This is a genomic window from Streptomyces sp. NPDC058464, from assembly GCF_042721035.1.
Taxonomy (GTDB): Bacteria; Actinomycetota; Actinomycetes; order Streptomycetales; family Streptomycetaceae; genus Streptomyces.
Map to the genome: position 1 here is coordinate 18,149 of NZ_JBHXMA010000002.1, position 26,173 is coordinate 44,321.

The following is a 26,173-nucleotide window of genomic DNA, read 5'->3' on the forward strand; positions in this document are numbered from 1 at the left end:
TCCCGACGGCGGGCCCGGTGGGGGTCACAGCCGGGTGGCCGTGCGGACCAGGGCGGCGAGGGCCAGGGAGCGGCTGTGCGCGGGCCAGGCGATGTGGGTGACCACGGGAGGCGCGTCGGTCAGCGGGACAGCGGCGTGCTCGGCCCACAGCCAGGCGCGGGCCGAGTCGGGCAGGACGGTCACGGTGCGCCCGAGGGCGATCAGCTGGGCCAGCTGTGTCTGGTCGCGGATCTCCGGGCCCGGGCCGGGCGGGTACGTGCCGTGCCGGGGCCAGCGGGCGAGCGGCAGCCCGGGGATGTCGCCGACATCGGCCAGGGACAGCGTCCGGTGGGCCGCGAGGGGGTGACCGGCGGGCAGGACGGCGATCTGCCCCTCGGTCGTCAGCTCCTCGCTGTCGAACCCGGCGAGGGAGTTGAACGGCGCGTGCATGAGCGCCACGTCGGCGCGGCCGTCGCGCAGCATTCCCTCCTGCTCGCACATGCCCGTCGGCAGCACCTCGATCTCGGCGGCGCCGGGCTCGGCCGCGTAGGCGTCGAGGAGCTTGTGCAGCAGTTCGTGGGACGCACCGGCCTTCACCGCCAGCACCAGGCGGTCGCGGGGGCCGTCCGGACGGTCGGCGCCACCGGCACGACGGGTGCGGCGGACGGCGGCGGTGGTCGCGTCGAGGGCCGCGCGGCCCTCGTGCAGCAGCACCTCCCCGGCGCCGGTCAGGGAGACACCGCGGCGGTCGCGGTCCAGCAGGCGGACGCCGAGGCGCCGTTCCAGCTGCTGGATCGCCCGGGACAGCGGTGGCTGCGCCATGCCGAGGCGCTCGGCGGCGCGGCCGAAGTGCAACTCCTCGGCGACCGCCAGGAAGTACCTCAGCTCGCGGGTCTCCAAGGTGTCCATCGCCACAGCGTACGTCGGTGATACCCGACGGGTATGACAGGACACTGCGGCGGTATTGGATGCGCGGCGGGTCCGCGCGTGAGCATCGACGGCATGAACACACCCTCCGCTTCACTGCCCGGCGGCACCTGGGCCCTCGGCGATCTGACCGTCACCCGTCTCGGCTACGGCGCCATGCAGCTCGCCGGCCCCGGGGTCATGGGCCCGCCCACCGACCGCGACGGCGCGCTCGCCGTCCTGCGCGAGGCCGTCGCCCTCGGGATCACCCACATCGACACCGCCGGCGCGTACGGGCCGCGCGTCACCAACCGGCTGATCCACGAGGCGCTGCACCCGTACCCCGCGTCGCTGCACGTCGTGACCAAGGTCGGCGCGGTCCGCGACCGGCAGGGCGGCTGGATCCCCGCCCGGCGGCCCGAGGACCTGCGCCGCGCCGTCCGGGAGAACCTCGACGACCTCGGCCTCGACTCGCTCGACGTGGTCAACCTCCGGCTCGGCGACGCCCAGGGGTTCCGGCCCGGCTCGCTCGCCGAGCCCTTCGAGGCCCTCGCCGAACTCCGGCGGCAGGGCCTGGTCCGGCACCTCGGAGTGAGCAACGTGACGCCGGAACAGGTCGCCGAGGCGCAGACGATCGCGCCGGTCGTGTGCGTGCAGAACATGTACAACCTCGCCCACCGCCAGGACGACGAGCTGGTCGACGACCTCGCCGCCCAGGGCATCGCCTACGTGCCCTTCTTCCCGCTGGGCGGCTTCACCCCGCTGCAGTCCACGGCACTGTCCGCCGTGGCCGCCCGGCTGGACGCGACGCCGATGTCGGTCGCCCTGGCCTGGCTGCTGCGCCGGTCGCCGAACATCCTGCTCATTCCCGGCACCTCGTCGGTGGCGCACCTGCGCGAGAACGTCGCAGGCGCGGGACTCCCGCTCTCCGACGAGGACCTTGCCGAGCTGGACGGGATCGGCAGTCGGCACCGGTAGGGGCGCCGGGCCCGCGATCGTCTGACGGGCCGTAAGGTGCTCTGGTGAGCATCATCGGGGTTGGCATCGACGTCGCCGAGATCGACCGGTTCCGGGAGTCGCTGGAGCGGACTCCGGGGCTGGCCGGGCGGCTCTTCGTCGAGCGGGAGTTGTTCCTGCCGAGCGGGGAGCGGCGCGGTGTCGCCTCGCTCGCGGCGCGGTTCGCGGCCAAGGAGGCGCTGGCCAAGGCGCTCGGCGCGCCGCCGGGGCTGCTCTGGACGGACGCGGAGGTCGTCGTCGAGGACAACGGGCGGCCGCGCCTGCAGGTGAAGGGGAGCGTGGCCGCCTGCGCGGCGGAACTCGGCGTCCGGTCCTGGCATGTGTCGCTCAGTCACGACGCCGGGGTGGCGTCGGCGGTGGTGATCGCCGAGGGGTGAGCGGGGTGACACGGGCGGGGCGGGGCGGATGCGCGTCCCGCCGGTTCCGGGGGAGACTCGGGGCATGCGGACTGCTTACAGCGTGGAGACGGTACGGGCGGCCGAGCGGGAGCTGATGGCGCGGCTGCCGGAAGGGGCGCTGATGCAGCGGGCCGTCGCCGGGTTGGCCGCCGCCTGCGCCGACCTGCTCGGACGGGTGTACGGCAGCCGGGTGGTGCTGCTGGTCGGCAGCGGGGACAACGGCGGGGACGCGCTGTACGCCGGGGCGCGGCTGGCGCGGCGAGGGGCGGGGGTCGCGGCGGTGCTGCTCGCGCCGGAGCGCGTGCACGGGGGTGGGCTGGCGGCGCTGCGCCGGGCCGGGGGGACCGTCGTACGCGACGGTGGCGCCGAGGAGTTGATCCTGCGGGCCGATCTCGTCGTCGACGGGATCGTGGGGATCGGCGGGAAGGGCGGGCTGCGGCCCGAGGCGGCGGAACTGGCGGCGGTCGTGGCGCGGTCGCACGCCGCCGTCGTCGCCGTGGACCTGCCGAGCGGGGTGGAGGCGGACACCGGCGAGGTGCGGGGGGCCGCCGTACGGGCGGATCTGACCGTGACCTTCGGGACGCACAAGCCGGGACTGCTGATCGATCCGGCGCGGGAGTACGCCGGTTCGGTACGACTGGTCGACATCGGCCTCGAACTGCCCGCGGCGGCCGAGCTGGAGGCGCTGCAGGACGTGGACGTGGCACGGCTGCTGCCGGAGCCGTCGGCGGAGAGCGACAAGTACCGGCGGGGGGTGGTGGGCATCGTCGCCGGCTCGGCGCGTTATCCGGGGGCCGCGGTGCTGGCCGTCGCGGGGGCGTTGCGGGGCGGGGCCGGGGCCGTACGGTACGTCGGGCCGGCCAAGGACGAGGTGCTGGCCCGCTTTCCCGAGACGCTGGTGTCGGACGGGGGGCCGCGGAAGGCCGGGCGGGTGCAGGCCTGGGTGGCCGGGCCGGGGGTCGGGGACGACGCCGACGCCGTCGCCGAGGCGCTGGAGGCGGACGTGCCGGTGCTGATCGACGCGGACGGGCTGCGGCACGCCGACCGGGACGCGGTGCGCGGTCGTACGGCGCCGACCCTGATGACGCCGCACGCCGGGGAGGCGGCGGCCCTGTTGGGGGTACGGCGGGAGGAGGTCGAGGCCGGGCGGCTCGCGGCGGTGCGGGAGCTGGCGGCGGCCTACGGGGCGACGGTGCTGCTGAAGGGGTCGACGACGCTGGTGGCGGAGGCGGGGGGAGGGGCGCCGGTCCGGGTGAACGCGACGGGGACGCCCTGGCTCGCCACCGCCGGGAGCGGGGATGTGCTGTCGGGGCTGGCGGGGTCGTTGCTGGCGTCGGGGCTGGACGGGAGGGACGCGGGGAGTGTGGCGGCGTATCTGCACGGGCTCGCGGGGCGGTTCGCGGCGGAGGGGGCGCCCACGGTGGCCCACGAGGTCGCTGCGCAGCTGAGGTCGGCCTGGCAGGGGGTTTTCCCACCCACCCGCCAGACTCGGTAGGCCAGGGCCGCACCGTCACGGGGCGCTGCCCCGCGCCTTCTTACGGGGCCCCTGCATCCCCCGGGTGACCTCACCGCGCGGCACCCCTGAATCCCGGGTCCTGCCGGGTTGTCTGATCACGTGATCAGTGGACGAATCGTGTGCAAGCGGGGTGGTCCTGCGCGGCGTGCCGCGGGGACCCTCGTGGCCGCCGTGGCCGTTCTCTCGCTCGGTGCCGGAACGGGGGTCGCGGACACCGGCGCGCCCGAACCGACCTCCGCCGTGCCCGAGTCGGACCTGGTGCCGGGGGTCGCGCCCGGCCCCTCGCAGCCCTGGCAGATCGACACCCCCGACCAGGTGTTGGCGCCCAAGGTGTACACGCCCAGCGCCAAGGAGGACGCCGTCGAGCCGAAGGCGGCGGCGCCGGGGACGTACGACCTCATCGAGTACGTGCCGCTCAGCGACGCCGTCTCCAAGGTGAGCTGCTCCAAGCTGACCGGGCCGTACCAGAAGCAGATCGAGCAGTGGCTGAAGCTGAAGGCGGACGGGAAGCAGTCCACCGCCGACTGCAAGGCCATCCAGAAGTTCCAGAAGCAGTACAAGATCAAGCCGGCGATCGGGTTCGCGGGACCCGTGACCTGGTACCAGATGATGCTGCTCTCGGCGAAGAAGAACCCGAACGCCAAGAAGAACTGCCCCGTGAAGTCGTACCGGGTCGCCTGTGTCGATCTCAACCGGCAGGTCACCTGGGTGCAGAAGGGCGGCAAGGTGGTCTACGGGCCCGTGCAGATGCGGAGCGGGAGGAAGGGGTACGCGACCCGGGCGGGCTGGCACACCGTCTACTGGCGGCACAAGAACCACTGGTCGACGCTGTACAACTCGCCCATGCCGTACGCCCAGTTCTTCGACGGCGGACAGGCCTTCCACGCCGTCTACGGCTCCATCTACACCACCATCGGCTCCTGGGGCTGCGTGAACCTCAAGCTCGGCGATGCGAAGAAGCTGTGGAGCGTGCTGAAGAAGGGCGACAAGGTGTACGTGTGGGGCCACCGGACCGGCACCTGAGCCCGGTACCAGGGGCTGTGCCGAAGGGCTGTCCGAGGCCTCTGAGACACTGGGGGCGCGATGAGTGATACACCGACTGCGCAGACTGCACCGACGGCGCCCCTGCGCGCCCGCGCCGAGATCGATCTGGCCGCCCTGCGGGCCAACGCGCGGACCCTGCGTGCCCTCGCGCCGGACGCGGCCCTGATGGCCGTGGTGAAGTCCGACGCGTACGGCCACGGGGCCCTGCGGTGCGCCCGCGCGGCCGTCGAGGCGGGCGCGAGCTGGCTCGGTACGGCCACCCCGGAGGAGGCCCTGGCGCTGCGCGCGGACCCCGGGCTGCCGGCGGACGTGCGGATCATGTGCTGGCTGTGGACGCCGGGCGGGCCCTGGCGGGAGGCCGTCGAGGCCGACCTCGACGTGTCGGTGAGCGACCTGTGGGCCCTGCGCGAGGTGACCGAGGCGGCCAGGGCGGTCGGCCGTCCGGCACGCGTGCAGCTCAAGGCCGACACCGGGCTCGGGCGCAACGGCTGTCAGCCCGCCGACTGGCCCGAGCTGGTCCGCGAGGCGCTGCGCGCCGAGGCGGCGGGGCTGGTCCGGATCACCGGACTGTGGTCGCACTTCGCCTGCGCCGACGAGCCCGGCCACCCCTCCATCGCCGCCCAGCTCACCCTCTTCCGCGAGCTGCTCGGGTACGCCGAGGAGCAGGGCGTGCGCCCCGAGGTGCGGCACATCGCCAACTCGCCGGCCACCCTCACCCTCCCCGAGACCCACTTCGACCTGGTCCGCACGGGCATCGCGCTGTACGGCCTCTCGCCCAGCCCCGAGCTGGGCAGCGCGGCCGACTTCGGCCTGCGCCCCGTGATGACGCTGTCCGCCTCCCTCGCCCTGGTGAAGCACGTACCGGGCGGGCACGGGGTCAGCTATGGGCACCACTACGTCACGCCCGGCGAGACCACCCTCGGACTGGTCCCCGTCGGCTACGCGGACGGCATCCCGCGCCACGCCTCCGGTACCGGGCCCGTGCTGGTCGGCGGCAAGTGGCGGACGGCCGCCGGGCGCATCGCCATGGACCAGTTCGTCGTGGACCTGGGTGGCGACGAGCCCGAAGTCGGTGCGGAGGCCGTGCTGTTCGGTCCGGGCGACCGGGGCGAGCCCACCGCCGAGGACTGGGCCCAGGCCGCGGGCACGATCGCATACGAAATCGTCACCCGCATCGGAACCCGGGTTCCCCGCGTCTATGTGAACGAGGAACCGAGTGGGCAAGAACCAGGGGACGGCGCCTGACCCTCGGGGTTCGACGGCGGCACAACCCGGTTACACCTGTAACAGCAGTGACACAGGCAACAGCCATCACGTTGGCATCACCCGTGTCACCGAACATGTCACCGAAGCAGCGAACTGCAGTACGGCGAAGAGGAGCGGTACGTGAGCGAGAGCAGTGCGGGGGCCGTAGCGGACGCCGCCGCGGCGGCCGTCGTCGCCTCGGCCACGGGGACGGCCTCCGGCAGCTGGCGCAAGGTGACGGGCGTCGCCGGAGCCGCCATAGGAGTGCTCGCCGCCGGCGCGGCAGCCGGGGTCGCCGTGGAGCGGATGACCGTCGGCCGCGGGATGCGCCGCAAGGCCCGCCTCGCGCTGGACTCGGCGGGCCCGTACGGCACCCTGCGCGGCACGCCCGGCAAGGCGTACGCCGACGACGGCACCGAGCTGTACTACGAGGTCGACGAGGTGGTACCCGACCTCGGCCCCGCCGTCTCGCCGCGCCGCCGCCGGCTCTTCGGCCGCAAGGCGCCCGCGCCCGTCACCGTCGTCTTCAGCCACGGCTACTGCCTCAACCAGGACTCCTGGCACTTCCAGCGGGCGGCCCTGCGCGGGGTCGTCCGCACCGTGCACTGGGACCAGCGCAGCCACGGCCGCTCCGGGCGGGGCGTCGCCCAGCACGAGGACGGCGTGGAGCTCACCATCGACCAGCTGGGCCGGGACCTGAAGGCCGTCCTGGACGCGGCCGTGCCGGAGGGGCCGATCGTGCTGGTCGGGCACTCCATGGGCGGCATGACCGTGATGGCGCTGGCCGCGCAGTATCCCGAGCTGATCCGGGACCGGGTGGTCGCCACCGCCTTCGTCGGTACGTCGTCCGGGCGGCTCGGCGAGGTCAACTTCGGGCTGCCGATGGCCGGCGTCAACGCGGTGCGCCGGGTGCTGCCCGGGGTGCTGAAGGCCCTGGGGACGCAGGCCGCGCTGGTGGAGAAGGGGCGGCGGGTCACCGCCGATCTCTTCGCCGGGATCATCAAGCGGTACTCGTTCGCGTCCAAGGACGTCGACCCGGCCGTGGAGCGGTTCGCGGAGCGGATGATCGAGTCGACGCCGATCGACGTGGTCGCCGAGTTCTACCCGGCCTTCGTCGACCACGACAAGACGGCCGCGCTCGCCTACTTCCAGGATCTGCCGGTGCTGGTGCTGGCCGGGGTCCAGGATCTCGTCACGCCCAGCGAGCACAGCGAGGTCATCGCCGACCTGCTGCCCGACGCCGAACTGGTGCTCGTCCCGGACGCCGGGCACCTCGTCATGCTGGAACACCCGGAAGTGGTCACCGACCGCCTCGCCGACCTGCTCACCCGCGCGGGTGCCGTGCCGGCAGGGGCTACGGTAAGTGGCTATGGAAGCACCAGCAGCACGGCACAGCCAGGCTGAGACCGAGTTGATCGTCACCTCCCCCGAGCAGATGGGGGAGCTGGGCCGCCGACTGGCTAAGTTGCTGCGCGCCGGTGACCTCGTGATGCTCAGCGGGGAGCTCGGCGCCGGCAAGACGACGCTGGCCCGGGGACTGGGCGAGGGGCTCGGTGTGCGCGGGGCCGTCACGTCGCCGACGTTCGTCATCGCCCGCGTGCATCCGTCCCTGGGGGGCGGGCCGCCGCTCGTCCACGTCGACGCGTACCGCCTGGGCGGCGGGCTCGACGAGATGGAGGACCTGGACCTCGACGTCTCGCTGCCCGAGTCCGTGGTCGTCGTGGAGTGGGGCGACGGCAAGGTCGAGGAGCTGACCGACGACCGGCTCATGGTCCGCATCCACCGGGCGGTCGGGGACACCACGGACGAGGTGCGGCACGTGACCCTGGCGGGGCTGGGGGAGCGGTGGGGCACGGTGGATCTCGGGGTGCTGTCGGCCTGAGGACCGTGTGAACGTTCCGACAAGGCGTCGGCAAGATATTGCGCCGGACGTATCGGGCGTGGTCACATGGTACCCAGTCCGTAGTTAGGTCTACCTAACTACGTCCGCCCCCGCACCTCAGGAGGCGCCCGTGTCCGTGTCCCAGTCCGAGGAGCGGCGACCGGTCGTGGTCGCCGGGGTTTCGATGCGTGAGCTTCTGGCGTCGTGTGCGGCCGCTGACGCGGTGTCCCGGCCGCCAAAAGCGCCGGAGCTGCCTGCGAAGCCGATTTCGGCAGCGCCCCGAAGGGGCGCGGGGAACTGCGCGACCAGCCACGACGGCGCGGCAGTCGAAAGGTCGCAGCGCTTGCGGCGGAGCGCTTAGGCCGGCTCGGCCGGCGGGTCGCTGCAGGTCGGTGGGGGCTGGTCGCGCCCACGCGGCGGTAGCCGCATATCAAACACAGCCCCGCGCCCCCAGACGGCGGCTGCGCCGCCGATCGGGGCGCGTCAGCGGATCACGATCACCTTCACGCCGATCGTCGCGAAGTTCCACATCGCGGTGCCGTCCGGGCGGGTCTCGCGGATGCCGCCGGTCTTCACCGTGGGGTCGGGCGGCGCGGCGGGGCGTTGCGCGGTGACCGCGCTGAAGCCGATGGCCGAGCCGTCCTTCGTGGTGGCGAAGCGGACCACGTGCTCGATGGGGAGGCCGTCCGTGCCCGTGATCGCCTTCGAGCGGGACGTCACCCAGTAGGCGCCCGTGGTCGGGTCGACGGTGCCGGGGTTCACCTTGAAGGTGCGCTCGACGCGGCCCCGCTCGTTGACGAGCCAGACCCGGTCGTCGTCCACCGAGTACACCACCCGTTCACCCGTGCCGGAACTGTTCGGCAGGGCGGTGGGGTGGCGGTGGTCCCGGGGGGCCTTGGAGGCCGGCGCGCCGGGCGCGGGGCTCGCCGCCGGCCTGCCGCCGAGGCCGGGCGGGACGGTGGCCGAGGCCTGGTAGGCGAGGAGACCGACCACCCCGACGGCGGCCGCGGTGAGGCCGGCCACGACTCCCGAGCTGGTCCCTGCCACGTGCGCCACCTCTGCCTGCCGTAGAGCCCCACGGCGAGCCTCGGAGGGGGCCTCGCCGTATATGTCGTACTTCGTACAGACCGTAGCAGCCAGTGACCGTCGGTCCCCGGCGGCCGTGCTCGCGGCGCCGGAGCCGTAGGCTGTTCGCGTGCTCTTGCTCGCTCTGGATACCGCCACCCCCGCCGTCACCGTCGCCCTGCACGACGGTTCGGCCGTCATCGCCTCGTCGAGCCAGGTGGACGCGCGCCGGCACGGCGAGCTGCTGCTGCCGGCCGTGGACCGCGTCCTCGCCGAGGCGGGGGTCAGGCTGGACGCCGTCACCGGGATCGTCACAGGCATCGGTCCCGGCCCCTACACCGGCCTGCGGGTCGGTCTGATGACCGCGGACACCTTCGGGCTCGCGCTCGGCGTGCCCGTCCACGGCCTGTGCACGCTCGACGGGCTCGCCTACGCGGCCGACATCGAGAAGGGCCCGTTCGTCGTCGCGACCGACGCCCGCCGCAAAGAGGTCTACTGGGCGGTGTACGAGGACTCGCGCACCCGGCGCACGGATCCCGCGGTGGACCGGCCCGCCGACATCGCCGAGCAGGTGGCCGGGCTGCCCGCCGTCGGCGCCGGGGCGCTGCTCTACCCCGGCACCTTCCCGGTCGCGCACGAGCCCGAGCACGTCTCCGCCGCGGCCCTGGCGTCGCTGGCCGCCGAGAAGCTGGCCGCCGGGGAGGAGCTGCCCGAGCCCCGGCCGCTGTACCTGCGCCGGCCGGACGCCCAGGTGCCCAAGAACTACAAGGTGGTCACGCCCAAGTGACCGCACAGCTGCGCGAGATGCGCTGGTGGGACATCGACCCGGTCCTTGAGCTGGAGAAGGACCTGTTCCCCGAGGACGCCTGGTCGCGGGGGATGTTCTGGTCCGAACTGGCGCACGCCAGGGGCCCCGAGGCGACCCGCCGGTACCTGGTGGCCCTGGAGGGCGACCGGGTCGTCGGGTACGGGGGGCTCGCCGCCCAGGGCGGCACCGCCTCCGACACCGGCACCGCCGCGGTGGGCGACATCCAGACCATCGCCGTACGCCGTGACCAGTGGGGCACCGGGCTCGGCGGGGAGCTGCTCACCGAGTTGCTGCGGGCCGCGACCGCCTTCGAGTGTGCCGAGGTCCTGCTCGAATGCCGGGTCGACAACATCCGCGCCCAGAAGCTCTACGAGCGGTTCGGCTTCGAGCCCATCGGGTTCAGACGCGGCTACTACCAGCCGGGGAACGTGGACGCCCTGGTGATGCGCCTGACGACCGGGCAGCCCGGCAGTGGCTCCGCCACCGGGCCCACCTCCGAAGAAGGAACCGAGACCAATGGCTGACGAACCCCTGGTGCTGGGGATCGAGACCTCCTGCGACGAGACCGGCGTCGGCATCGTCCGGGGTACCACCCTGCTGGCCGACGCCGTCGCCTCGTCCGTCGACGAGCACGCCCGCTTCGGCGGGGTCGTCCCCGAGGTGGCGTCCAGGGCGCATCTGGAGGCGATGGTCCCGACCATCGAGCGGGCCCTGAAGGACGCCGGGGTGAGCGCCAGGGACCTCGACGGCATCGCGGTCACGGCAGGACCCGGCCTGGCCGGCGCGCTGCTGGTCGGCGTCTCGGCGGCGAAGGCGTACGCGTACGCGCTCGGCAAGCCGCTCTACGGCGTCAACCACCTCGCCTCCCACATCTGCGTCGACCAGCTGGAACACGGTCCGCTGCCCGAGCCGACGATGGCCCTGCTGGTCTCCGGGGGCCACTCCTCGCTGCTGCTCTCCTCGGACATCACCTCCGACGTGCGGCCGCTCGGCGCGACCATCGACGACGCGGCCGGCGAGGCCTTCGACAAGATCGCGCGCGTGCTGAACCTGGGCTTCCCGGGCGGCCCGGTCATCGACCGGTACGCGAAGGAGGGGGACCCCTCGGCGATCGCCTTCCCGCGCGGCCTCACCGGCCCGCGCGATCCGGCGTACGACTTCTCCTTCTCGGGTCTCAAGACGGCGGTGGCCCGCTGGATCGAGGCCAAGCGGGCGGCGGGCGAGGAGGTCCCGGTCCGCGACGTGTCCGCCTCCTTCCAGGAGGCGGTCGTGGACGTCCTGACCCGCAAGGCCGTCCGGGCCTGCCGTGACGAGGGTGTCGACCACCTGATGATCGGCGGCGGGGTCGCCGCCAACTCGCGGCTGCGCGCCCTCGCGCAGGAGCGCTGCGAGGCGGCCGGCATCCGGCTCCGGGTGCCGCGCATGAAGTTGTGCACGGACAACGGCGCGATGGTGGCGGCGCTGGGCGCGGAGATGGTCGCCCGCAACCGGACCCCGTCCGGCTGGGACCTCTCGGCGGACAGTTCCCTGCCGGTGACGGACCCGCACGTCCCCGGCACCCATCACCACGACCATGTGCACGAGGTCAGCAAGGAGAACCTCTACTCGTGACGGTCGCGTTGATGTGGGAGGCGCGGGCGGAGGAGGGCCGGGGCGAGGAGCTGGTCGCGTGGGCGCGCGAGCAGAAGCTCCCCGAGGCCCCGTTGCGCCGGGAGACCTTCCGGGCACCGCAGGACCGGGTGCTGGTCATCACGTGGTGGGAGGCGTCGTACGACGACCCTGACCTCCCCGAACTCGCCGATCCGCCCGGTGACTTGGTCGCCCGGCCGGTACACCGCTGGCGGTTCGAGTCGGTGGGCGACACCCCCTAGAGGCTCCTGGAGGGCAGCGACGGGTTCTCGGACGGCTGTCACGCGGGCAGCGCCAAAAGGCTGAGCCGCACCCGACACGACGTCGGTCGGCCGAGCGCCGGACGGGCGAGGTGGATAACTGGATTTCCACACCATCAGTGAGCCGCCCGCCCTCGTAGTGTGGCTTCGCGACTTGGCCGAACGGGTCGGCTCACCGACCCGTTCGGAGGGTAGATGCACGTACCCCGCGCCTTGCGTTCGATCGTCGCCGTCGCCTCGGTGGGAGCGGCTCTGCTGGCCTCCCCGGCGTGGTCCGCCACGCCCGCCGCCGGCACCGTACCCAAGCCCACCGCTCCTACGGGGGCCACCCGGTCCCCCGACTCCGGCCCCGCGGTGCACCATGACACCTCGCCACCGCTGCGAGAGCTGTGGCAGAGATCCAGGTCGTTTCGGTCCACCCCTCAGGTCGTGCCCCGCGGCAAGGCGTCGCGTCCGCCCCTCGCCAGGGCCGGCGGCCGGGACCGGATCCGGCTGGGCGTCAATTTCGAGGGCATCCGGGAAGGCGGCGGCACCCCACCCGACCCCAACGCCTCGGTGGGCTCCCGTCAGCTCGTGGAGATCACCAACTTCGAACTCGCCGTGTACTCCAAGTCCGGTGCCACGCTGCTGGGACCGCTCACGACCCAGACCCTGTTCAAAGGGTTCGGCGGACCGTGCGAGACCGCTCAGGCCGACTTCCTCGGGGACCCCGAGGTCCGCTGGGACTCCCTGGCTCACCGCTGGGTCATCAGCCAGTTCGCCAGCGACGACGGAACCACCACGAACCGGCTGTGCGTGGCCGTGTCCCGTACCGAGGACGCGACCGGCCGGTACTACCGCTACGCCTACGGGTACCGGAACCTCCCCGACCACCCGAAGTTCGCGGTCTGGCCGGACGCCTACTACATGAACGCCACTGCGGCCGGTCCGCTCTTCGAGTCGTGCGCCTGGGACCGGACGCGGATGCTGCGCGGAGCCGACGCCGACCAGCAGTGCTTCGACGTCCCGGCGGCGACCATCCCGATCGGCTCGGACCTCGACGGCACGACCCCGCCCCCGCGGGGCGGCGCGCCCAACCTGCTGATCAACCTCGGCCCCACCCACGACAGCCTGCAGTACTGGCGGTTCCACGCGGACTGGAAGAATCACAGCCGCACCACCCTCGCGGGACCGTTCCGGCTGCGGGTGGCCCCCTACACCCCGGCCTGCGCGAGCACCGATCCCACCCAGTGCGTCCCCCAGGCCGGCACCACCCAGAAACTGGACTCGCTCTCCTACTCGCCCATGTACCGGTTCGCGTACCGCAACTTCGGCGACCACGAGTCCCTGGTCGTCAACCACGCGGTCGACGCCCGCGGCGGCGTCGGCGTGCGCTGGTACGAACTGGGACTGCGCAACGGCCGGCCGGTCGTCCGCCAGCAGAACACCTACGCCCCGGACTCCACCTACCGGTGGATGGGCTCCGCGGCCATGAACGGGAACGGCGACATCGCGCTCGGATACTCGCAGTCGTCCTCCCGGACCCGTCCCTCGATCCGCATCACCGGACGCCTGGCGAACGACCCGCCGAACCTGATGACGTTCCGTGAGACCACCGTGTGGACCGGCGCGGGCTCCCAGACCGGGAGCAACCGCTGGGGCGACTACACCTCCATGGCGATCGACCCGGTGGACGACTGTACGTTCTGGTACACCAACCAGTACCAACCGGCCGACGGTACCGGAAACTGGAACACCAGGATCGCTTCCTTCCGGCTCTCCGGCTGCCACGCCCACAGCCGCCTGCACGGCCACGGGTGACAACCCCCTAGTCGGCCGGGGGCCGGGCCGAAGGCCTGGGCCAGGTCAGGCGGAGCTGGGCGTCGGTCATCGCGGACGTCCGGGCCGTCGGGGCCTGTTCCAGGCCGAAGCCGACCATCAGGACCTCGGCGTAGCGGCGCCAGGCGTCGGGGGCGATGTCGTGGGTGCGGTCGACGACGGCGCCGACCATGTACAGGTAGGCGTACACGTCGGCGCTGGCGAAGTCCTCGCGCACCGCACCCGCGACCACGGCCCGCTCCACCAGGCCGTCCACATGACGCCCGAGTTCGTCGCGCATCCCGGCGAGCGGGCGGGCGTCCAGGTCGGCATGGGCGAGGATGACGTCCAGCGCCCGGTCCCCGGCCCGCCACCGCGCCGCCTCCAACAGGTAGTGGCGCAGCGCCATGCCGGGGTCCGCGTGCTCCTCGGCCGCCGCCGCGAGCGCGAGGAACGTGGTGAACCGCTCCGTGAACAGCGCGTCGACCAGCGCCTGGAGGTCGGGAAAGCGGCGGTACACGGTGCCGACCCCGACGCCCGCCTCGCGTGCGATCTCGTTGAGGGTGGCGACGGCCCCCCGCTCCGCGAACAACCGGTCGGCGGTGTCCATGACGAGCCGACGGTTTCGTTCCGCGTCCGCGCGCAGCGGGCGTTGCTTGTCCGGGGTCACACCGGGACATTCTCCAGCACGGCCGGGCGGGGCAGTCGCCCGGCCAGCAGCAGGATGCCGGTCACGGCGCTCCACAGCAGCCAGGAGTAGACCCCGCCGCGCTCGAACGCCCCGGCGGTGCTCGTCGATATCCCCACGAGGGTTTCGCTCGCCAGGCCCAGCACACCGACCGCCACGCTGAAGACGCGGTACGGCCGCGGCAGGCCGAGGCTCCGCAGGCGTCCCGCCATGATCACCACCGTGTTGGCGCACAGGATGCCGACCATGGCCGCGCCGACATGGATGACCAGGTTGTACTTCGGCCCCTCCGCGGAGCCGTGGAAGATGCCGACGAGCACGAACGCGACTCCGTGCGCGACCGCGAGGACCGTCACTACGCGCCGCGCACGCCCCTCGATCAGGCCGGCCAGCAGTACGACCCCTGTCGCGAACAGGATCCCCTGGAGCGCGAACGCCGTGTCCATCAGCGTGTGCGCGGGGGAGCAGATCTCCCGCCCCTGGAACCGCGTACCGCAGTCGGGCACGCCGAGGTCGCTGATGTAGTTCCGGGCGTAGCTGTACGGCGGATCGCTCCAGGCGGCGGCCGTGACGGCTTCGGCGATCACCCACTGGAGGGCGTTCACCACCAGGATGACGGCGCCCAACGACACTCGGCGACTGCGTGACATGGGGACTCCTCAGGTTTCGGACCACGTCGGCGGGCACCACCGTAACACTAAGCGGATAGATTTATCCGCTTGTGCGATAGGGCTGCGGGCTGTACCGGCATCGGTCACTCTGAGTGCATGACTGGTGACGTTGAGGTGGGCCGCGAGCCCGAGTCGTCGGACAGCATGAAGACGTTCGGGGCGTTCGTGCAGGGGCTGCGGGAGCACGCGGGGCTGAGCAGGGAGGAGTTCGGAGCGAGGGTTCACATGTCCAAGCACTCCGTCGCTTCGATCGAGCTGGGGAGGAGGCTGGCGGACCAGAGTTTCGTGGATGCGGCGGAGGGGGAGCTGGGGAACACCGGCGCGTTGCGGAAAGCGTTCGGGCGGGTGGCGCGGCAGCCGGGGTTCGCGGTGTGGTTCCGGAAGTGGGCCGCGCTGGAACAGGAGGCGGTGAGCCTGGCCACGTATGAATGCCGGCTGGTTCCGGGGCTGTTGCAGTCCGAGCTGTACGCGCGGGCGGTGTTCGGCAACAGCATTCCGCCCTTGTCCGACGACCAAGTGGAGGCGCAGGCCGAGGCTCGGATGGAGCGGCAGTTGATGCTTCGGGAGCGGCCCAACACCTCCTTCAGCTTCGTCATGGACGAGCACATCGTGCGGCGCCGTCTTGGTGGCGACGAGGTGGCCCGCGCCCAACTCGATCACATGCTGGGATACGCCCAACTTCGCAATGTGGAGATCCAGATCATGCCGCTCGACTGCCAGGTTCATGCGGGCCTGGACGGTCCTCTTGCCTTGCTGGAGACGCCGGAAAGCGCTCGTCTCGCCTACTCGGAAGGTCAGCAGACCGGCCAGCTAATCGTCGACCCGAAAGAGGCAGCCATCCTCCACCGTCGGTATGCGACACTCCGCGCACAGGCTCTCACCCCTCTGGACTCCGTGAGCCTGCTGAAGCGCATCAGAGGAGAGCTATGAGCGACACCAACGAGTTGGCGTGGTTCAAGTCCAGCTACAGCGGCACTCAGGGCGACAACTGCATAGAAGTAGCCGTCGCCCCGACCGCCATCCATATCCGCGACTCCAAGGACCGCACGCGCCCCGGTCTCGCCCTCCACCCCGCCGCCTGGGCCTCGTTCGTCGCGCACGCGGCGGGGTGATGGGCTAGGAGCGGGCTAGGAGTGGTCCGCCCGCTGCGGCTGGACCGCTGCCGCCTCCGGGCCCTCGGTCTCCGGGCCCGGCGTGGTGGCCTTGCGTTCCTGCAGGTGCGCGTACGCCATCAGGCCGAACAGGATGGCGAGCAGCACCGCCGACGAGCCCGCTGTGCCCAGGTCCAGGCCGCCCTTGGCGGTCGGCTTGGTCAGGAAGTCACCGGCGGTGGCGCCGAGCGGTCGGGTCAGTACGAAGGCGATCCAGAACAGCAGGACGTTGGGCACGGCCGGGGCCCGCATCAGCAGGACCAGGACCAGGAGGGCGCCGCTGACCAGGGCGGCGCCGCCGAGGTAGCCGAGACCTGAGCTGTCGGAGAGGAAATCGCCCATCGAGGTGCCGAGGGTGTTGGAGACCAGGATCGCGGCCCAGAACAGGGCCTCGCCCTTGAACGTCACGATGTCCTGGATCTGGAAGGTCATCCCGCTCAGCTTCCAGGCCAGGAAGATGGCCAGCAGGATGGAGATCAGGATGGCCGCGCCGACCGGGTAGCCGAGGCCCAGACCTTGCGGGCCCCAGCCCAGTTTGTCGGCTCCGTTCGACAGGTACTTGGCGCTCGCGTCCCGGTTCATGAAGTCGGACATGGTGGTGCCGGCCATGCTGGTCGACAGGATCACCGTCCAGTAGAAGAACGGGTTGTAGCGGGACGAACGCAGCTGGATCACGAGTGTCACGACGAAGATCGCGAACAGCATGACCGTGGTGAGGAAGTAGCCGAGCTTGAGCGTCTGGGCGAACAGGTCGCCCGCCGTCTCGCCCAGGGTCGTCGCCGCGATCTTCATGATCCAGAACGCCAGCGTGGCTTCGGGCAGCTTCTTCATGACCGACTTGGCCGTGGTCAAGGTTTCTCCTGTGGGGGTGTGGAGATTTCGTGATCACGACCCTGGCACGGGGAACCTGAACGCATCCTGAACGCGGCTGTCGCGCCTCTTGTGAAAGCGGCCCTGCTATGCATTTGCCATGAATGTGCTGCTCACGACACCTTCGTGTCGCAACGCAACACTCGGTCCGGCCCCAACGTCCGGACCGGCCCGGTCAGTTGCAGCCGTACCGTGTGCCGCACCGCCGCGCTCGACGCCGCCACCCGCAGCTCCAGGGCCCCCGGCTCCACCACCCGTGCCCCCTCCCGGTCCGTGAACGCCGAGAGGTCCGCGTGGAAGCGGAAGGCGAGGCTTCGGGATTCGCCGGGGGCGAGGACCACGCGCCGGTAGCCGATCAGGCGGACGTCAGGGCGGGTCACCGAGGCCACCGGGTCGTGCAGGTAGAGCTGGACGACCTCCGTACCCTCGCGGTCGCCCGTGTTGCGGACCGTCAGTGTCACGTCGTGGGAACCGTCCGTCGGAAGCTCGACCGACGGGGGTGACGTCGGCTCCCACGCGAAGCTCGTGTACGAGCGGCCGTGCCCGAACGGGTACAGCGGGGTCGGGTCCAGGTTGCTGACCTCGCCCGCGAGGCCCAGCGGGGGCTGGAGGTAGGTCCAGGGCTGGCCGCCCGGCACGCGCGGGACGCTGACCGGGAGGCGGCCCGACGGGTTGACGCGGCCCGACAGCACTCCCGCCACCGCCGGGCCGCCCTCCTCCCCGGGGAAGAACGCCTGCACCACCGCGCCGAGCCGGCCCTGCCAGCGGCCCAGCGCGTAGGGGCGCCCGGTGAGGAGGACCAGCACCACCGGGACGCCCGTCGTGAGCAGTGCGTCCAGCAGGTCGGCCTGAACGCCGGGCAGGTCGAGGTCCGTGACGTCGCAGCCCTCGCCCGACGTGCCCCGGCCGAACAGGCCCGCCCGGTCGCCCAGGACCGCCACGCACACGTCCGCCTCCGCGGCCCGGGCCACCGCCTCCTCGAAGCCGGAGGTGTCGGGGTCCGAGACGTCGCAGCCCTCGGCGAACGTGACCTTCGCGTCCGGGAGTTCGGCACGGAGGGCGTCGAGGACGGTCGGGATGGCGATGCCCAGGTCGACCTCGGGGTGGTGGGTCAGGACGTGGGACGGGAAGGAGTAGCAGCCGAGCATCGCGAGGGCGTCCGCGGCGCGCGGGCCCACCACCGCGACACGGGTGTCGGGGGCGAGGGGGAGGGTTCCGTCCGGGTTGTCGAGGAGCACCACGGACTCCTCGGCCAGGCGGCGGGCCAGCGCGCGGTTCGCCGCCGAGTCGAGGTCGATCGGGCCCTCCTGCGCGGGCTCCGGGGTCCAGTCCTCGTCCAGCATCCCCAGTTCGCACTTCTGGAGCAGGACCCGGCGGGCCGCGCGGTCGACCAGCGACTCCGGGATCGTGCCTGCCCTGACCGCCGCCACCAGCGGACGGCCGTAGCACTTCAGCGTCGGCAGTTCGACGTCGATGCCGGCCGTGAGGGCGAGATGGGCCGCCTCCGCCTCCGTGCCGGCGACGCGGTGGAGGGTCTGGAGGAAGCCGATGCCGAAGTAGTCGGCGACGACCGTGCCGTCGAAGTCCCAGTCGCCACGGAGGAGTTCGGTCAGGAGGCGGGGGTCGGCGGACGCGGGGACGCCGTCCGTCTCGTTGTACGCCGCCATCACCGAGCGGGCCCCGCCCTCGCGCAGCGCCATCTCGAACGGCGGGAGGGTGACGTCCGCCAGCTCCCGCACGCCCGCCCGGACCGGCGCCTGGTTGCGGGCGCCGGCCGAGGAGGCATAGCCCGCGAAGTGTTTGAGCGTGGCGATGATCCCGGCCGACTCCAGGCCCCGGACGTACGCGGAGCCGACCGTGCCGACCAGGTACGGGTCCTCGCCGATCGTCTCCTCGACCCGCCCCCAGCGCGGGTCGCGGACCACGTCCAGGACGGGGGCCAGGCCCTGGTGGACGCCGACCGAGCGGAGGTCGTGGCCGATGCGCCGGCCCAGCTCCTCGACCAGCGGCGGGTCGAAGGCGGCTCCCCAGGCGAGCGGGACCGGGTAGGCCGTCGCCTGCCAGGCGGTGAAGCCGGCCAGGCACTCCTCGTGGGCGATCGCCGGGATGCCGAAGCGGCCGGCCGCGGTGATGCGGCGCTGGGCGCGGGCCAGCGCCCGCGCGCCCAGCGCCGGGTCCACCGGGGCGGTGCCGAAGGAGCGGGTCAGCTGGCCGAGCCCCAGGGTGATCAGCTCGTCCCACTCGTAGTCGGCGGTCATCTCGCGTTGCAGCGGGGCGACCCCGTCGCCGTCCGTGGCGGCGCCCACCCACACCCCGTACAGCTGGGCGGTCTTCTCCTCCAGCGTCATCCGGGTGAGCAGGTCGTCGACACGGGTGGCGGCGGGCAGTGCGGGGTCGCGCCAAGGAGCGGTGGTCATGAAACTCCCGTCTCTGCTCTCTGCGGGCTTCTCTGCTACGAACGCTGCTACGAATGTTTCGCACTACGCACCGAATGTTCCGGGAACCTATGGCGCGCGAAGGTCTTCGTCAAGGGGGAGCGCGGGGATACGATCGCGGGCATGACGCCTCCGAAGCCCGCAGAACCGCAGACGGCGACGCTCGCCGAAATCGCCCGTGAGGCCGGCGTGTCCGCTCCGACTGTTTCGAAGGTCCTGAACGGGCGTGCCGACGTCGCCCCGGCGACCCGCACCCGGGTCGAGGAGCTGCTGCGCGCCTACGGCTACCGGCGCCGCCGCGCCGAGGCCTCCCGGTCGCCGCTGATCGACCTGGTCTTCCACGAACTGGAGAGCGCGTGGGCGATGGAGGTCATCCGGGGGGTGGAGAACGTGGCCAGGGACGCCGGGCTGAGTGTCGTGCTCAGCGAGAGCGCCGGGCGGCTCACCCCGGGGCGGACCTGGGCCGACCAGGTGGCGGCGCGCCGCCCGCACGGGGTGGTGCTGGTGCTGTCGGGTCTCGACGAGTCGCAGCGGGCGCTGCTGCTGAGCCGGTCCATCCCGTTCGTGGTGATGGACCCGGCGGGGGACCCGGGGCCGGACGTGCCGTCGATCGGGGCGACGAACTGGCAGGGCGGGCTGGCCGCCACCCGGCACCTGGTGGAGCTGGGGCACCGGCGCATCGGGGCGATCAGCGGGCCGTCCCGGATGATGTGCAGCCGGGCCCGGGTGGACGGCTACCGGGCCGCGCTGGAGACCGCCGGGCTCCCCGTCGACCAGGGCCTGATCAAGGCCGGCGACTTCCACCACGACGCCGGCTACCGGCTCGGCCTGGAGCTGCTGCGCATGCCCGAGCGGCCCACCGCGATCTTCACCGGCAACGACCTCCAGGCGCTCGGGCTCTACGAGGCCGCGCGCGAGCTGGGGCTGCGCATCCCGGAGGACGTGAGCATCGTCGGGTTCGACGATCTGCCGGTGGCCCGCTGGGTGGGGCCGCCGCTGACGACCGTACGGCAGCCGCTGACCGAGATGGCCGAGGCGGCGGCGCGGCTGGTGCTCGAGATGGGCCGGGCGGAGGAGGCGACGACCGCCACCCGGGTGGAGCTCGCGACCAGCCTGGTGGTGCGCAGCAGCACGGCGGCGCCCCCGGCTCCGTGAGACTCCGTAAGGGGAGTGGCCGGATGTTGACGTATTGACGGGTGGTGCGGGCGTCTCCACACTCCTCCGAAGCCAGTCGGTTGCATGACCGAAACTTTCGGAGGCACCCGCAATGAGATCTCTGAGAACAGGCTTACCCGCAGGCTTGTCCACGGGCTTGTCCACGGGCCTGTCCCTGGCGGCGGCACTCGTCACCGGCGCCGCCCTGCTGTTCACGGCGCCCGCGGCGCACGCCGCCGACACCCCGCTGCGCGACCTCGCCGCCGCCAAGGGGAAGGTCATCGGCACCGCGGTCACCGGCTCCAAGCTCACCGGCACCTACGGCGACCTGGCCGGCAGCCAGTTCAGCTCGCTGACCCCGGGCAACGCCATGAAGTGGGGGACGGTCGAGCCCACCCAGGGCTCCTTCAACTGGACCGAGGCCGACCAGATCGTCGCCTTCGCCCAGGCCCACAACCAGCAGGTGCGCGGCCACACCCTGGTCTGGCACAGCCAGAACCCCAGCTGGCTGACGAACGGCACCTGGACCTCCGCCCAGCTGAGCAGCCTGCTGCAGAACCACATCAGCACCGAGGTCGGCCGCTACAAGGGGAGGATCGCGGCCTGGGACGTCGTCAACGAACCCTTCAACGAGGACGGCACCTACCGCTCGACGCTCTGGTACAACGGCCTCGGCTCCGACTACATCGCCAACGCCCTGACCTGGGCCCACGCGGCCGACCCGGACGCCAAGCTGTACATCAACGACTACAACGTCGAGGGCGTCAACGCGAAGAGCACCGCCCTGTACAACCTGGTGAAGTCGCTGAAGGCGGCCGGTGTCCCGATCGACGGGGTCGGGCTGCAGGCCCACCTCGTCCTCGGCCAGGTGCCGGCCACCCTCCAGCAGAACATCCAGCGCTTCGCCGACCTGGGCGTCGACGTGGCGGTCACCGAGCTGGACATCCGGATGGCACTGCCCTCCGACAGCACCGAACTCGCCCAGCAGAAGGCCGACTTCAAGTCGGTGGTGGCCGCGTGCGTGGCGGTGAGCCGCTGCGTCAACGTCACCGTGTGGGGCTTCACCGACTCCGACTCCTGGGTGGACAGCACCTTCCCGGGGTACGGCGCGGCGACCCCGTACGACGCGAACTACGCGCCCAAACCGGCGTACTACGGCATCTCGGAGGCGCTCGGCGGGACCACGACCACCCCGCCGCCGACCGGTGCCTGCACCGCCGCCTACGGCGTGAGCAGCCAGTGGAACACCGGGTTCACCGGCCAGGTGACCATCTCCTGCTCGGGTGCCTCGCTGTCGTCCTGGCGGGTGAGCTGGACGTACGGCGCCGGTCAGCAGATCACGCAGGCGTGGAACGCGGTCTGCACCCAGTCGGGCGCGGCCGTGTCCTGTGCCAACGCCTCCTACAACGGGACGGTGGCGGACGGGAGTTCGGTGAGCTTCGGGTTCAACGCGTCCTGGAGCGGGAGCAATCCGGTGCCCGCCGTCACCCTGGGCTGAACCCGGACTGAGAAGGGTGAGATTTTCCGAAGAAAACCCCTTCGCGGCGCCCGCGCTAACAGTCCCCTAATAATTCGGACTTACGTTCCTGCCTTGTGACGGGACACGAGGAGCAAGGCGACGCGGGCAGACGGGTGGGCCGGCGGTCGAGAGTGCTGAAGATCGTCGGCCTCACCCTGGCGGGGGTCATGACGCTCGGCATCGCGGGCGCGGGGTGGGTCTACTGGCACCTCAACGACAACATCAAGAGCGTCGACATCAACAGCGCGCTCGGGGACGACCGCCCGGCGAAGGCGGTGACGACGCCGACGGCCACGGCGTCCGCGTCCGCCTCCCCGAGCCCGCTGCCCACCGGCTCGGTGAACATCCTGGTGCTGGGCTCGGACTCGCGCAGCGGCAAGGCGAACAAGAAGCTCGGCGGCGGCAGCAGCTCGGGCGCCCGCTCCGACACCGCGATGGTGGTCCACATCGACGCCGGCCGGACCTCGGCCACCGTCGTCAGCATCCCGCGCGACACCCTGGTCACCCGGCCCTCCTGCCCGCTGTCCTCCGGCGGCTCGACGTCCGTCGCCTACAACGCGATGTTCAACAGCGCCTACTCGGTGGGCGGGGCGGTGTGCGCGGTCAAGACGGTCGAGTCGATCACCGGTGTGCGCATGGACCACTACCTGGAGATCGACTTCTCGGGCTTCGCGAAGCTGGTCGACGCGCTCGGCGGGGTGACCGTGACCACCGACCAGGACATCGACGACGACGACAGCCACCTGCACCTGAAGAAGGGCACCCACCACCTGGACGGCACCCAGGCCCTGGCACTCGCCCGTACCCGGCACGGCATAGGCGACGGCAGCGACCTGGGCCGGATAGGCCTCCAGCAGAAGCTGGTGAAGGCCCTCCTCGACCAGATGGCCTCCAGCAGCCTGCTGACCAACCCGGCCAAGCTCTACGAGGTCGCCGACGCGGTCACCTCCAGCCTCACCACCGACACCGGCCTGGACTCGCTCAGCGAGCTGATGCGGCTGGGCCAGAGCCTGAAGGGCCTGACCTCCGACAACGTCAAGACGGTGATGATGCCCGTGGTGACCGCACCCTCCGACCACAACCGGGTGATCGCGAAGGAACCGGCGGCGAGCGACCTGTGGGAGTCCCTGCGGTAGCGGGTGGCCTTGAGAGCCGCCGACGTGCCTGATCCGGCGACACGCCATGGAGGGAGAGACCGGGGCGCCTTGCGCGAAGGTGGCATCCGGGTTTCGCCCTGAGATGAGGAGACACCGGAAGGAGGATGGTTCTACCACGGCCGACGACCGAGGGGATCGGTATATCCGCAGGTCACTCGGTCGTCTGTAGGTGGGCGAGACGAGTTCCGGGACTGCTCGGCAGCATGTTGCCGTGCTCCTGGGACCTCGGCGCCCCGCACGGCGCCGCCTTGTTCGTGACGTGTCGCTGGCCGGTGTGGGACTGGCCTCCGTCGGCCTGGCGGTCTGCATGCTGGTCGACCGGCAGAGCGCGATCAACGTGGCCACCATCGCCGGCCTGTTCCTGGGCATCCGGTGAGAACAGGAGCTTTCCACCCGCGCAAGCCTTTCCTCGCCGTGGCCGACAGCCATGGCGGTGACATCCGCATCCTCCGCACCAGCGAGCCCATGGCTCCCCGCGAGGTGACGCTACTCACCGGTCACAACGACTCGGTACTCTCCCTCGACTTCGACTCGCACGGCAGCCGACTGGCAAGCGCCAGTGCCGATGGGACCGTTCGGCTGTGGGATGTCAGTGGCCTGCGGTGACTTCCCGTCCACGTCCGTGACTCGAAGCTCAACCCTCGGGGCGACGCCTCCGAGTTGACCGCCCGCCGACTCCGCCCGGACGGAGTCCGTCGCTCACATCGTCGCTTGAGCTTCGGGGGTCGGGATCCGAGACCCTTTTTGTAAGGAATGGGTGGGTGGGCTCAACCCACCCACCCTCCCAAGTCGCCCGCTGACCAGGCGAGATGACTTTTCGTGATCAGGTCGCGCCGCAGCGTCGCGAGCGTGTAGCGTGCGCCACGAAAGCATCGACCCCCGTGGGTGTTACCAGCACCACGCGGGGGTCTGACCACCAGATCGAATGAGGTCGTCGATCCATGGCTACCGCCCAGCCTAGTGCTGCCCCGCGCCCGTCCGCGCACCCGAAGGCCAATCCCGGCTACGGAAAGAAGTCCGCCCCGGGCCAGGAGCCCCGCACCGGACGGGACTTCGCCCACCTGCCCGTCCGCGAGGCGTCGATCGCCACGTATCTCGACCGGCTGGACGACGAGGCGGACATCTCCATCAAGACACTGGCCAAGCACCTCCCGTACGGCCAGTGCGCCATCGGGACCGCCCTCAACAACCTCTCCGTGGCGGGCCATCTGCGCCGCGTGCGCCGACCCGTCACCGTCGACGGCAACCCGCGCTGGGTCTGGCACACCTTCTTCTCCCGCACCGTCCGTGACGACGCGTGGTGGGACGCCTTCCTCGCCGGCGAGGTGCCACCGGCCGCCGAGCCTTCCCAGGCGGCGCGCTCGGTGGCGTACGACGTGCTCGCCCGCCTCGGTCGCATCGAGCCCCGGTTGACGCTGTCGGCCGGGGAGTGCGGCGCACTGGAGGAGAGCGCGGCGGAATGGTTCGCGAGGGGCGCGAACGAGGCGCAGCTCGTGCAGGCGATGACCGCCGGGCTGCCGGAACACGTGGCGCATGCCTACGGGTTCGTACGCGCCCGCCTCGTCGCGAAACTTCCGCCGGAGCCGCAGCCTCAGCCGCCCACCCGGTACGAGGTCGTGTGCACCGCGTGCGCCGAACCGGCGTTCGAGGCTTCGCTGCGCGGCGGGCTCTGCGAGGGCTGCCGGGGAGGTCGGTCCGACCTCACCGCCGACCAGGTCCACGCGCACGTGGGGCGACTGCGTGCCGCCCTGCGCACCCGGCCTCGTACACGGAAAGGAGCAGACGCATGACGACCTTGCAGCACAGGCCGCCCGCGGTCGGGGCAGGATGGAGGGGAGGAGGCGACACCATGACCCCCAGCACTGCCGACCGGCCCCAGATGCTCGTCGAGGAATTCGAGGAGCTCGCCCGCCATGCGCCGGAGTCGGCGCGCCTGGAGTTCCTGAACGGAAAGATCGGGGTCAAGCCCATGCCCGACGGCAACCACGGCGAGATCGTCGCCTGGCTCCTCAAACGGTGCATGCAGTACCGGCCAGAGTTGTTCCTCTATCCGGAACAGGGGCTGAAGGTCGAGGCCTACCGCAAGGGGAGGGCCAAGCCGGACGGTTCTCTGGCTCCCGAGGAGTACTTCGTCGGCAAGGGCGAGTGGGCCGAGCCGGACGGTGTCCTGATGGTCGTCGAGGTCACCTCCCACGACCGGGACGCCGACAAGCGGGACCGGGTCGAGAAGCCCGACGGCTACGCGGCCGCCGGCATCCCCGTGTATCTCCTCGTCGACCGGGACCTGACGAGCGTGATCGTCTACGCCGACCCGGAGGGCGGCGTCTATCGTTCCGTCACCAGCCGGGCCTTCGGTGCCGTGATCGAGCTACCGGATCCCGTCGGCTTCACCCTGGAGACGGAGAAGCTCAAGGACTTCGCCGACTGATCTGACCTTGTCTGATCTTGGCTGACCTGCGGAAACGCTCCTCGGAAAATAATCTTCGAAGAGATTTCGCGAACGTGTCGATCCGCCCGTCCCCCGTTCGACGCAGGGGTGAGCGGCGAGGAAAAGCCCCGCCGCACCGGAACGAGACCGAGGAGTCACCATGCCCCGTTACCTGTCGCTCGTGCGGATCGACGAGACCACCGCCCCCGCCGAGGGGCCCAGCCAGGAGCTGATGCAGCGGATGGGCGAGCTGATCGAGGAGATCACCAAGGCCGGCGTGATGCTGGACACCGCGGGGCTCACGCCGACCTCGCAGGGGACGCGGGTGCACTGGGAGGGCGGCAGGATCTCCGTCACCGACGGCCCCTTCACCGAGTCCAAGGAGGTCATCGGCGGTTACGCGATCATGCAGTGCAAGGACAAGGCCGAGGCCCTGGAGTGGACCAAGCGGTTCCTCAAGGTGCACGAGGAGTACTGGACCGTGACCTGCGAGGTCCGGGAGATCGCGGAGGGCTGACCCTCCTGGCGTACGTCCGGTGGTGGGTGTTGCATG

28 protein-coding genes are annotated in these 26,173 nt (G+C 71.6%); 22 read left to right on the top strand and 6 right to left on the bottom strand.

Translation table 11 applies throughout. The features are described 5' to 3' along the window. Window positions 1-24: 24 nt before the first annotated feature. Window positions 25-888 carry a LysR family transcriptional regulator gene (locus ACFWPQ_RS03055; protein WP_384029357.1) on the bottom strand — a complete coding sequence of 288 codons (864 nt, stop codon included), beginning with the start codon at window positions 886-888 and terminating at the stop codon, window positions 25-27. Window positions 889-981: 93 nt separating this feature from the next. On the opposite strand from ACFWPQ_RS03055, the gene ACFWPQ_RS03060 reads away from it, so the two are divergent. The 7 genes from ACFWPQ_RS03060 to tsaE all read left to right on the top strand — a co-directional run bounded on the left by ACFWPQ_RS03060 (window position 982) and on the right by tsaE (window position 7,987). Beyond that, window positions 982-1,863, top strand: coding sequence for an aldo/keto reductase family oxidoreductase (locus ACFWPQ_RS03060; RefSeq protein WP_384029359.1), 882 nt, complete (start codon window positions 982-984; stop codon window positions 1,861-1,863). 44 nt (window positions 1,864-1,907) lie between these two features. Continuing rightward, complete coding sequence (locus ACFWPQ_RS03065) at window positions 1,908-2,279, top strand: holo-ACP synthase (RefSeq protein WP_089099408.1); 372 nt, start codon at window positions 1,908-1,910, stop codon at window positions 2,277-2,279. 64 nt (window positions 2,280-2,343) lie between these two features. Continuing rightward, window positions 2,344-3,795, top strand: coding sequence for an NAD(P)H-hydrate dehydratase (locus ACFWPQ_RS03070; RefSeq protein WP_384029361.1), 1,452 nt, complete (start codon window positions 2,344-2,346; stop codon window positions 3,793-3,795). A 192-nt stretch (window positions 3,796-3,987) separates the two neighbouring features. Then, on the top strand, window positions 3,988-4,839 hold the full coding sequence (locus tag ACFWPQ_RS03075; RefSeq protein WP_384029363.1) for a L,D-transpeptidase family protein: 852 nt from the start codon (window positions 3,988-3,990) through the stop codon (window positions 4,837-4,839). Between the two features lie 60 nt (window positions 4,840-4,899). Further along, window positions 4,900-6,105 (top strand): alanine racemase, encoded by a 1,206-nt coding sequence (gene alr, locus ACFWPQ_RS03080; RefSeq protein WP_384029365.1) that lies wholly within the window; start codon window positions 4,900-4,902, stop codon window positions 6,103-6,105. Window positions 6,106-6,246: 141 nt separating this feature from the next. Next, window positions 6,247-7,509, top strand: a complete 1,263-nt coding sequence (locus ACFWPQ_RS03085; protein WP_384029367.1) for an alpha/beta fold hydrolase — start codon at window positions 6,247-6,249, stop codon at window positions 7,507-7,509. Then, window positions 7,475-7,987 carry a tRNA (adenosine(37)-N6)-threonylcarbamoyltransferase complex ATPase subunit type 1 TsaE gene (gene tsaE, locus ACFWPQ_RS03090; RefSeq protein WP_361283021.1) on the top strand — a complete coding sequence of 171 codons (513 nt, stop codon included), beginning with the start codon at window positions 7,475-7,477 and terminating at the stop codon, window positions 7,985-7,987. The genes ACFWPQ_RS03085 and tsaE overlap by 35 nt, the downstream gene beginning before the upstream one ends. Before the next feature lie 483 nt (window positions 7,988-8,470). Here tsaE and ACFWPQ_RS03095 read toward each other — a convergent pair whose 3' ends face one another. Next, window positions 8,471-9,034, bottom strand: a complete 564-nt coding sequence (locus ACFWPQ_RS03095; RefSeq protein ID WP_384029369.1) for a hypothetical protein — start codon at window positions 9,032-9,034, stop codon at window positions 8,471-8,473. 148 nt (window positions 9,035-9,182) lie between these two features. Between ACFWPQ_RS03095 and tsaB the strand changes: the two genes are divergently transcribed. The 5 genes from tsaB to ACFWPQ_RS03120 all read left to right on the top strand — a co-directional run bounded on the left by tsaB (window position 9,183) and on the right by ACFWPQ_RS03120 (window position 13,549). Next, entirely contained in the window at window positions 9,183-9,839 is a 657-nt protein-coding gene (gene tsaB, locus ACFWPQ_RS03100; RefSeq protein WP_384029371.1) for a tRNA (adenosine(37)-N6)-threonylcarbamoyltransferase complex dimerization subunit type 1 TsaB, read from the top strand. A 17-nt stretch (window positions 9,840-9,856) separates the two neighbouring features. Further along, entirely contained in the window at window positions 9,857-10,384 is a 528-nt protein-coding gene (rimI, locus tag ACFWPQ_RS03105; RefSeq protein ID WP_384030056.1) for a ribosomal protein S18-alanine N-acetyltransferase, read from the top strand. Continuing rightward, entirely contained in the window at window positions 10,377-11,471 is a 1,095-nt protein-coding gene (gene tsaD / locus ACFWPQ_RS03110; protein ID WP_361283029.1) for a tRNA (adenosine(37)-N6)-threonylcarbamoyltransferase complex transferase subunit TsaD, read from the top strand. The genes rimI and tsaD overlap by 8 nt, the downstream gene beginning before the upstream one ends. Beyond that, window positions 11,468-11,731: a hypothetical protein gene (locus ACFWPQ_RS03115; RefSeq protein WP_384029373.1), complete on the top strand. Its 264-nt coding sequence runs from the start codon at window positions 11,468-11,470 to the stop codon at window positions 11,729-11,731. Before tsaD ends, ACFWPQ_RS03115 begins: the two co-directional genes overlap by 4 nt. Window positions 11,732-11,944: 213 nt before the next feature. Continuing rightward, window positions 11,945-13,549: a hypothetical protein gene (locus ACFWPQ_RS03120; RefSeq protein ID WP_384029375.1), complete on the top strand. Its 1,605-nt coding sequence runs from the start codon at window positions 11,945-11,947 to the stop codon at window positions 13,547-13,549. A gap of 7 nt (window positions 13,550-13,556) precedes the next feature. Here ACFWPQ_RS03120 and ACFWPQ_RS03125 read toward each other — a convergent pair whose 3' ends face one another. Together ACFWPQ_RS03125 and ACFWPQ_RS03130 are read right to left on the bottom strand one after the other, a co-directional pair. After that, window positions 13,557-14,216, bottom strand: a complete 660-nt coding sequence (locus ACFWPQ_RS03125; RefSeq protein WP_384029377.1) for a TetR/AcrR family transcriptional regulator — start codon at window positions 14,214-14,216, stop codon at window positions 13,557-13,559. Then, on the bottom strand, window positions 14,213-14,884 hold the full coding sequence (locus ACFWPQ_RS03130) for a DUF998 domain-containing protein (RefSeq protein ID WP_384029379.1): 672 nt from the start codon (window positions 14,882-14,884) through the stop codon (window positions 14,213-14,215). Before ACFWPQ_RS03130 ends, ACFWPQ_RS03125 begins: the two co-directional genes overlap by 4 nt. 117 nt (window positions 14,885-15,001) lie before the next feature. On the opposite strand from ACFWPQ_RS03130, the gene ACFWPQ_RS03135 reads away from it, so the two are divergent. Beyond that, window positions 15,002-15,835 carry a Scr1 family TA system antitoxin-like transcriptional regulator gene (locus ACFWPQ_RS03135; protein ID WP_384029381.1) on the top strand — a complete coding sequence of 278 codons (834 nt, stop codon included), beginning with the start codon at window positions 15,002-15,004 and terminating at the stop codon, window positions 15,833-15,835. Further along, a complete protein-coding gene (locus ACFWPQ_RS03140; RefSeq protein WP_384029383.1) occupies window positions 15,832-16,017 on the top strand; it encodes a DUF397 domain-containing protein in 186 nt (61 codons plus the stop codon). Before ACFWPQ_RS03135 ends, ACFWPQ_RS03140 begins: the two co-directional genes overlap by 4 nt. A 15-nt stretch (window positions 16,018-16,032) precedes the next feature. On the opposite strand, the gene ACFWPQ_RS03145 is transcribed toward ACFWPQ_RS03140, so the two are convergent. Continuing rightward, window positions 16,033-16,908 (bottom strand): hypothetical protein, encoded by an 876-nt coding sequence (locus tag ACFWPQ_RS03145; RefSeq protein ID WP_384029385.1) that lies wholly within the window; start codon window positions 16,906-16,908, stop codon window positions 16,033-16,035. A 131-nt stretch (window positions 16,909-17,039) separates the two neighbouring features. Then, window positions 17,040-19,343 (bottom strand): glycoside hydrolase family 3 N-terminal domain-containing protein, encoded by a 2,304-nt coding sequence (locus tag ACFWPQ_RS03150; RefSeq protein ID WP_384029387.1) that lies wholly within the window; start codon window positions 19,341-19,343, stop codon window positions 17,040-17,042. Between the two features lie 141 nt (window positions 19,344-19,484). On the opposite strand from ACFWPQ_RS03150, the gene ACFWPQ_RS03155 reads away from it, so the two are divergent. The 8 genes from ACFWPQ_RS03155 to ACFWPQ_RS03190 all read left to right on the top strand — a co-directional run bounded on the left by ACFWPQ_RS03155 (window position 19,485) and on the right by ACFWPQ_RS03190 (window position 26,137). Beyond that, on the top strand, window positions 19,485-20,516 hold the full coding sequence (locus tag ACFWPQ_RS03155) for a LacI family DNA-binding transcriptional regulator (RefSeq protein ID WP_384029389.1): 1,032 nt from the start codon (window positions 19,485-19,487) through the stop codon (window positions 20,514-20,516). 112 nt (window positions 20,517-20,628) lie between these two features. After that, window positions 20,629-22,014 (top strand): endo-1,4-beta-xylanase, encoded by a 1,386-nt coding sequence (locus ACFWPQ_RS03160; protein ID WP_384029391.1) that lies wholly within the window; start codon window positions 20,629-20,631, stop codon window positions 22,012-22,014. A gap of 152 nt (window positions 22,015-22,166) precedes the next feature. After that, on the top strand, window positions 22,167-23,171 hold the full coding sequence (locus ACFWPQ_RS03165; protein ID WP_384030058.1) for an LCP family protein: 1,005 nt from the start codon (window positions 22,167-22,169) through the stop codon (window positions 23,169-23,171). 232 nt (window positions 23,172-23,403) lie between these two features. Beyond that, window positions 23,404-23,568: a hypothetical protein gene (locus tag ACFWPQ_RS03170; protein ID WP_384029393.1), complete on the top strand. Its 165-nt coding sequence runs from the start codon at window positions 23,404-23,406 to the stop codon at window positions 23,566-23,568. A gap of 89 nt (window positions 23,569-23,657) precedes the next feature. Then, on the top strand, window positions 23,658-23,798 hold the full coding sequence (locus ACFWPQ_RS03175) for a WD40 repeat domain-containing protein (RefSeq protein WP_384030060.1): 141 nt from the start codon (window positions 23,658-23,660) through the stop codon (window positions 23,796-23,798). 335 nt (window positions 23,799-24,133) lie between these two features. Beyond that, window positions 24,134-24,982 carry a hypothetical protein gene (locus ACFWPQ_RS03180; RefSeq protein ID WP_384029395.1) on the top strand — a complete coding sequence of 283 codons (849 nt, stop codon included), beginning with the start codon at window positions 24,134-24,136 and terminating at the stop codon, window positions 24,980-24,982. A 59-nt stretch (window positions 24,983-25,041) separates the two neighbouring features. Next, a complete protein-coding gene (locus tag ACFWPQ_RS03185) occupies window positions 25,042-25,620 on the top strand; it encodes a Uma2 family endonuclease (RefSeq protein WP_384029397.1) in 579 nt (192 codons plus the stop codon). A 160-nt stretch (window positions 25,621-25,780) separates the two neighbouring features. After that, complete coding sequence (locus ACFWPQ_RS03190) at window positions 25,781-26,137, top strand: YciI family protein (protein WP_361283051.1); 357 nt, start codon at window positions 25,781-25,783, stop codon at window positions 26,135-26,137. Window positions 26,138-26,173 lie beyond the last annotated feature (36 nt).

What these genes read in the sequence shown, in the direction of transcription:
- ACFWPQ_RS03190 (WP_361283051.1), top strand. Translation starts at nt 25,781, where the DNA reads ATGCCCCGTTACCTGTCGCTCGTGCGGATCGACGAGACCACCGCCCCC.
- ACFWPQ_RS03155 (WP_384029389.1), top strand. Translation starts at nt 19,485, where the DNA reads ATGACGCCTCCGAAGCCCGCAGAACCGCAGACGGCGACGCTCGCCGAA.
- alr (WP_384029365.1), top strand. Translation starts at nt 4,900, where the DNA reads ATGAGTGATACACCGACTGCGCAGACTGCACCGACGGCGCCCCTGCGC.
- ACFWPQ_RS03180 (WP_384029395.1), top strand. Translation starts at nt 24,134, where the DNA reads ATGGCTACCGCCCAGCCTAGTGCTGCCCCGCGCCCGTCCGCGCACCCG.
- ACFWPQ_RS03175 (WP_384030060.1), top strand. Translation starts at nt 23,658, where the DNA reads ATGGCTCCCCGCGAGGTGACGCTACTCACCGGTCACAACGACTCGGTA.
- ACFWPQ_RS03160 (WP_384029391.1), top strand. Translation starts at nt 20,629, where the DNA reads ATGAGATCTCTGAGAACAGGCTTACCCGCAGGCTTGTCCACGGGCTTG.
- ACFWPQ_RS03120 (WP_384029375.1), top strand. Translation starts at nt 11,945, where the DNA reads ATGCACGTACCCCGCGCCTTGCGTTCGATCGTCGCCGTCGCCTCGGTG.
- ACFWPQ_RS03185 (WP_384029397.1), top strand. Translation starts at nt 25,042, where the DNA reads ATGACCCCCAGCACTGCCGACCGGCCCCAGATGCTCGTCGAGGAATTC.
- tsaD (WP_361283029.1), top strand. Translation starts at nt 10,377, where the DNA reads ATGGCTGACGAACCCCTGGTGCTGGGGATCGAGACCTCCTGCGACGAG.
- ACFWPQ_RS03055 (WP_384029357.1), bottom strand. Translation starts at nt 888, where the DNA reads ATGGACACCTTGGAGACCCGCGAGCTGAGGTACTTCCTGGCGGTCGCC.
- ACFWPQ_RS03070 (WP_384029361.1), top strand. Translation starts at nt 2,344, where the DNA reads ATGCGGACTGCTTACAGCGTGGAGACGGTACGGGCGGCCGAGCGGGAG.
- ACFWPQ_RS03130 (WP_384029379.1), bottom strand. Translation starts at nt 14,884, where the DNA reads ATGTCACGCAGTCGCCGAGTGTCGTTGGGCGCCGTCATCCTGGTGGTG.
- rimI (WP_384030056.1), top strand. Translation starts at nt 9,857, where the DNA reads ATGCGCTGGTGGGACATCGACCCGGTCCTTGAGCTGGAGAAGGACCTG.
- ACFWPQ_RS03140 (WP_384029383.1), top strand. Translation starts at nt 15,832, where the DNA reads ATGAGCGACACCAACGAGTTGGCGTGGTTCAAGTCCAGCTACAGCGGC.
- ACFWPQ_RS03135 (WP_384029381.1), top strand. Translation starts at nt 15,002, where the DNA reads ATGACTGGTGACGTTGAGGTGGGCCGCGAGCCCGAGTCGTCGGACAGC.
- ACFWPQ_RS03150 (WP_384029387.1), bottom strand. Translation starts at nt 19,343, where the DNA reads ATGACCACCGCTCCTTGGCGCGACCCCGCACTGCCCGCCGCCACCCGT.
- ACFWPQ_RS03060 (WP_384029359.1), top strand. Translation starts at nt 982, where the DNA reads ATGAACACACCCTCCGCTTCACTGCCCGGCGGCACCTGGGCCCTCGGC.
- tsaE (WP_361283021.1), top strand. Translation starts at nt 7,475, where the DNA reads ATGGAAGCACCAGCAGCACGGCACAGCCAGGCTGAGACCGAGTTGATC.